The 5,030-nt window shown below is 67.9% G+C and carries 8 protein-coding genes; 6 read left to right on the top strand and 2 right to left on the bottom strand.

The genetic code is table 11. The features are described 5' to 3' along the window. The 4 genes from V7Q39_RS18260 to V7Q39_RS18245 all read left to right on the top strand — a co-directional run. Positions 1-309: GTP cyclohydrolase II (locus V7Q39_RS18260; RefSeq protein WP_443082544.1), on the top strand; the 309-nt coding region annotated here is incomplete at its 5' end. Between the two features lie 3 nt (positions 310-312). Continuing rightward, the gene (locus tag V7Q39_RS18255; RefSeq protein WP_333818037.1) at positions 313-813 is read left to right on the top strand and encodes a 6,7-dimethyl-8-ribityllumazine synthase; all 501 of its coding nucleotides are present in this window, start codon (positions 313-315) and stop codon (positions 811-813) included. After that, entirely contained in the window at positions 810-1,277 is a 468-nt protein-coding gene (gene nusB, locus V7Q39_RS18250) for a transcription antitermination factor NusB (RefSeq protein ID WP_333818036.1), read from the top strand. Before V7Q39_RS18255 ends, nusB begins: the two co-directional genes overlap by 4 nt. Before the next feature lie 41 nt (positions 1,278-1,318). Beyond that, positions 1,319-1,738: an META domain-containing protein gene (locus V7Q39_RS18245; protein WP_333818035.1), complete on the top strand. Its 420-nt coding sequence runs from the start codon at positions 1,319-1,321 to the stop codon at positions 1,736-1,738. A gap of 41 nt (positions 1,739-1,779) precedes the next feature. Here V7Q39_RS18245 and V7Q39_RS18240 read toward each other — a convergent pair whose 3' ends face one another. After that, the gene (locus tag V7Q39_RS18240) at positions 1,780-2,724 is read right to left on the bottom strand and encodes an alpha/beta hydrolase (protein WP_333818034.1); all 945 of its coding nucleotides are present in this window, start codon (positions 2,722-2,724) and stop codon (positions 1,780-1,782) included. Continuing rightward, the gene (locus V7Q39_RS18235; protein ID WP_333818033.1) at positions 2,721-3,008 is read right to left on the bottom strand and encodes an SCP2 sterol-binding domain-containing protein; all 288 of its coding nucleotides are present in this window, start codon (positions 3,006-3,008) and stop codon (positions 2,721-2,723) included. Before V7Q39_RS18235 ends, V7Q39_RS18240 begins: the two co-directional genes overlap by 4 nt. Positions 3,009-3,074: 66 nt before the next feature. On the opposite strand from V7Q39_RS18235, the gene V7Q39_RS18230 reads away from it, so the two are divergent. Both V7Q39_RS18230 and V7Q39_RS18225 read left to right on the top strand, forming a co-directional pair. Continuing rightward, complete coding sequence (locus tag V7Q39_RS18230) at positions 3,075-3,638, top strand: tetratricopeptide repeat protein (protein WP_333818032.1); 564 nt, start codon at positions 3,075-3,077, stop codon at positions 3,636-3,638. 3 nt (positions 3,639-3,641) lie between these two features. Continuing rightward, positions 3,642-5,030 (top strand): helicase-related protein (locus tag V7Q39_RS18225; protein ID WP_333818031.1); only part of this gene is annotated, 1,389 nt, incomplete at its 3' end.

The raw sequence follows: 5,030 nt of genomic DNA, 5'->3' as shown, positions 1-5,030 counted from the left end.
GTCCATGCGCTGAACGCGCTGGAGGATGTGCTGGGCCTGGGCGAGGGCAGCGACCTGCCGGCGGCGATGCGGATCATCGCGGCCGAGGGGCGGGGCGCGGTGATTCTGCTGCGCGACACGACGATGAAGATGGTGGAAGACGGCGAGCATTCGCCGCAGACGCTGCGCCAGTATGGCATCGGCGCGCAGATCCTGTCGGCGCTGGGGCTGAAGGCGATCACGCTGGTCACGAATTCGGTGGCGCCCAAGCTGGTGGGGGTCGAGGGCTATGACCTGACCATCGCGGGCACCCATCCGATCAAGGAGTAGGTCATGGCAACGGCCGAGACGCATTACACCCTGCCGCTGCCGGTCTTTGACAAGCCGGTGAAGCTTCTGGTCGTGGTGGCGCCCTATTACAAGGACATTGCCGACAACCTCGTCGCCGGGGCGCGGGCGGTGGGCGAAGCCTGCGGGGCGACGGTCGAGGTGATCGAGGTCCCGGGCGCGCTGGAGGTGCCGACCGCCATCGCCATGGCCGAGCGGCTGGCGGACTATGACGGCTATGTCGCGCTCGGCTGCGTGATCCGGGGCGAGACGACGCATTACGACACGGTCTGCAACGATTCCTCGCGCGCGATCAGCCTGCTGGGCTTGCAGGGGGCCTGCATCGGCAACGGCATCCTGACGGTGGAAAACCGGGCGCAGGCCGAGGTGCGGGCGGACCCGGGCGGCCAGAACAAGGGCGGGGGTGCCGCAGCGGCGGCCTTGCATCTGGTGGCGCTCTCGCGCAAGTGGGCCGCGAAGACCAAGGGGATCGGTTTCCGGGCATGACGGCCAGACGTGACGAAAAACGCCAGATGAGATCGGCCTCGCGGCTTTACGCGGTGCAGGCGCTCTTCCAGATGGAGATCTCGGGCCAGACGGTCGAGGCGGTGACGCGGGAGTTCGAGACGCACCGTTTCGGCGCGACCTATGACGAGGGCGAGTTCGCCGAGGGCGACGTGGACCACTTCCGCGCGGTGGTCGGGTCGGCGGTGAACTGGCAGGCGAAGATCGACCAGCTGACCGACCGCGCGCTGGTCGCGGCCTGGCCCATCGACCGGATCGACCCGGTGCTGCGCGCCCTGTTCCGGGCGGCGGGGGCAGAGCTGGTGGACATGACCACGCCCCCCAAGGTGACGATCACCGAATATGTCGACGTGGCCAAGGCTTTCTTTCCCGACGGGAAAGAGCCAAAATTCGTCAACGCCGTCCTCGATCACATGGCGCGCGAGGCCAAGCCCGAGGCTTTCTGACGCGTCAAAGGAACATCCGACCCGATGAAGGAGCCTGTCCGATGCGTCTTCCCCTCTTGCTCTGCGCCGCCCTTTCGCTTGCAGCCTGCGTGAGCCCCGCGATGTCCGGGGCGGATATCGAAGGCGTCGACTGGCGTCTCGTGGGGATGGAGGGGCAGAAAGTGGGCTGGTCGGCCTCGATCCGCTTCGAGGGCGAGAAGGTCGGCGGCAAGGCGCCTTGCAACAGCTGGTTCGGGAAGAATGCGGCTGACCTGCCTGCGGTGAGCATCGGGATGATCGGCGCGACACGGATGGCCTGCCCGGACCTGACCGCCGAGACCCTGTATTTCGAGGCGCTGAAGGCGATGCAGCGGGCCGAGCTGGACCAGGGGCATCTGTTCCTGATCGGGCCGGAGGGGCGGGTCATGGAATTCGCCCGTGATCCGGCAGAACCCTGCCTGTCCTGCCTCGCGCGGCAGTAGGCGTTCAAGGCGGTGGGTTGACACCCGCCGCCGCGCCACACTCAGCGGTTCGCCTCGAACAGAGCCGCCGCGCGGTCGAAGAAGCGGGCCCGCACCGCCGGGCCTTCCATCATGATCTCGTGCTCGGCGCCGGGATAAAGGTCCAGCTGGCCATTGGCCCAGCCCGCCATGCGCAGATGCACAGGCGGCACGTCCACCACCTTCTCCGCCGTCCCAAGCGCGCAGATCGCCGGGATTTTCGGCGCGGGCAGCTTCGACAGCGCCGCGCATTCGTGCAGCGCCGCCTTCAACCAGGCCAGCGACGGGCCGCCCAGCTGAAGCTCGGGCACTTCGGCGACCTGGCGGCGCATGTAGGCCCACATCTCGCGGTCGGTGGTCAGGACATTGCCCTCGAACGGGGCCTGCAGCAGATAGGTGGCCGAGGTGGTCGAGGGCGCGTAGTGCCGCGCCAGCCCGAAGGGCGCGGCCAGCGCCGAGACCACCGCCGCCACCGGGCGCAGCCAGGCGGCCATGGCGATCCCCCACATCGGGGCAGAGAAGACGGCGGCCTTGACCGGAAGCCCGCGCATCAGGGCGCGGAGCGCGATGCAGCCGCCCATCGAATGCGAAAGCACATACCAGGGCTGCGGCAGGCCTGCCCGCGTGGCCTCGGCCAGCATCGCGTCAAGGTCCTGCTGGTATTCGGAGAAGTCGCCGACATGGCCGGTCGCCCGGTCCGGCAGCGCGCGGTCGGCCAGCCCTTGCCCGCGCCAGTCCAGCGTGATGACGGAAAAGCCGCGCGCGATCAGATCGCCCGCCGCACGGCCGTATTTCTCGACGCATTCCGTCCGGCCCGGCAGCAGGAGCACGGTCCCCTTGTCCCCCGCCTTCCACCAGGCCACGCGGATGCGCGCCGCCCCGGCCTGCAGCCAGACGCAGGTCGCGCCCGGCGGCGCATCGGCAAGCTCCGCATGAAACGGGGCCGGAAGGACCGCCTCCAGCTTCACCCCAGCACCGAGCCCAGCTTCATCGCCAGCCCCATGCTGCCATCGACCGCCAGCTTGCCGGTCATGAAGGCCATGGTCGGGTTCATGTCGCCGTCGAGGATCGCGCGGAACACGTCGGCATTGGCGGTGAGGGTCACGTCGGCATCCTCATCCCCGGCGCGCACGCCCTGCGCGTCCAGCATGATCACCCCTTCGCCGTTGATCACGAACTTCGCCACACCATCGAATCCGCCCGACAGCTTCGCGGACAGCGCCTTGACGGCCGCATCGATCATTTCGCTCATCACAAGTCTCCCGTTCGTGACCCCTGCGCCACTGGCAATCCGGCGCGGATCGGTTACTTTCACGTTATGGGTCGTCAAGCCGCCATTCTCAATCGTATCGTTGCGGCATTTCTGTCGCTTTTCCTGACTTGTGCGGCCGCCTGGGCCGAGGATACGGCCAAGCTGGACGGCCTCTTCGACCGGCTGAAGACAGCCGATGAGGGCGAGGCCAGCCGGATCGAGCGGGAAATCTGGATCGAATGGTCGAAATCGGGCTCTCCCGCCGAAGATCTTCTGTTGCAGCGCGGCAAGGACGCGATGGACATGGGTGACTATCCGGCGGCCATCGAGCATTTCACCGCGGTCATCGACCACGACCCGGATTTCGCCGAAGCCTGGAACGCCCGGGCCACGGCCTATTACATGGCGGGAGCCTTCGGGCCTTCGCTCTCCGACCTCGGCCATGTGCTGACGTTGAACCCTCGGCATTTCGGGGCGCTGTCGGGGCTGGCGATGATTCTGGAGCAAAGTGGCAAGCCGGAGAGGGCGCTGGAGGTCTACAAGGCCGCGCTGGCGATCCATCCCCATCTGCAGGGCGCGGTGGAAGCGGTCGAGCGGCTGGAGCTAGAGGCCGAGGGTCAGGAGCTTTAACCCATGGACGCCACCCGGAGGGTGACGGCGGTCCTTGGGCCGACGAACACCGGCAAGACCCATCACGCCATCGACCGGATGCTGGCGCACCGCACCGGCGTCATCGGCCTGCCGCTGCGCCTGCTTGCGCGCGAGGTCTATGACCGGATCGTCGCCCGTGTCGGCCCTTCGGTCGTGGCCCTGGTCACCGGCGAGGAGCGGATCGTCCCGGACCGCACGCAATACTGGGTCTGCACCACCGAGGCGATGCCCCTGGAGATCGGCGCGGATTTCGTCGCGGTGGACGAGATCCAGCTTTGCGCCGATGCCGACCGGGGGCATGTCTTCACCGACCGGCTCTTGCGCGCGCGGGGGCTGAACGAGACGCTGTTCCTGGGCTCGGACACCATGCGCGGGGCGATTGCGGCCCTGGTGCCGCATGTCAGCTTCCTCAAGCGCGAGCGGATGTCGACGCTGACCTATTCGGGGTCGAAGAAGATCAGCCGGATGCCCCCGCGCAGCGCCATCGTGGGCTTCTCGGTCGAGAGCGTCTATGCGATTGCCGAGCTGATCCGGCGGCAGAAGGGCGGCTGCGCGGTGGTGATGGGGGCGCTGTCCCCCCGTACTCGGAATGCGCAGGTGGCGCTCTACCAGAACGGCGACGTGGACTATCTGGTGGCGACCGACGCCATCGGCATGGGGCTGAACCTCGACATCAAGCATGTGGCCTTTTCCGCCACGGCAAAGTTCGACGGGCGGCGGATGCGGGCGCTGTATCCGCAGGAGCTGGCGCAGATCGCGGGCCGGGCCGGGCGGCATACCGAGGACGGCACCTTCGGGGTGACGGGCGAGGCGCGGCCCTTCGACGAGGAGCTTGTCGAAGCCATCGAGACCCACCGCTTCGCCCCGGTCCGCAAGCTGCACTGGCGCAACGAGGCGCTGGACTTCGGCTCGGCGGACCGCCTGATCCGCAGCCTGGAGGAGCCGACCTACAACGACTGGCTGACCCGCGCCCGGGAAGCGGACGATCTCTTGGCGCTGAAGGCACTGGCTGCCCTGCCCGAGGTGCAGGACCGGCTGACCGAGCCGAAGCGGGTGCAGCTTCTGTGGGACGTGTGCCGCATTCCCGACTTCCGCTCGTCCACCGGGCCGGAGCATACCACGCTCCTGACCCGGATCTTCGAGTTCCTGGTGGGCCGGGGCCTCGGCGGCGGGCGCATCCCGAGCGACTGGCTGGCGCAGGCGATCAAGCGGATCGACCGGACCGAGGGCGACATCGACGCTTTATCGCGCAGACTGGCCCATATCCGCACCTGGACCTATGTCAGTCAGCGGAAAAACTGGGTCGAAGACGAAACCCATTGGCGCGAGGAAACCCGCGCTGTAGAAGACCGCCTGTCGGACGCGCTCCAC

This window comes from Tabrizicola sp. (assembly GCF_036781545.1).
Lineage (GTDB): Bacteria > Pseudomonadota > Alphaproteobacteria > Rhodobacterales > Rhodobacteraceae > Tabrizicola.
This window is presented reverse-complemented; position numbering and strand designations above follow the sequence as displayed.

Excerpts from the sequence above, each read along its gene's own strand:
- V7Q39_RS18255 (WP_333818037.1), top strand. The coding sequence starts at position 313 with ATGGCAACGGCCGAGACGCATTACACCCTGCCGCTGCCGGTCTTTGAC.
- nusB (WP_333818036.1), top strand. The coding sequence starts at position 810 with ATGACGGCCAGACGTGACGAAAAACGCCAGATGAGATCGGCCTCGCGG.
- V7Q39_RS18245 (WP_333818035.1), top strand. The coding sequence starts at position 1,319 with ATGCGTCTTCCCCTCTTGCTCTGCGCCGCCCTTTCGCTTGCAGCCTGC.
- V7Q39_RS18235 (WP_333818033.1), bottom strand. The coding sequence starts at position 3,008 with ATGAGCGAAATGATCGATGCGGCCGTCAAGGCGCTGTCCGCGAAGCTG.
- V7Q39_RS18230 (WP_333818032.1), top strand. The coding sequence starts at position 3,075 with ATGGGTCGTCAAGCCGCCATTCTCAATCGTATCGTTGCGGCATTTCTG.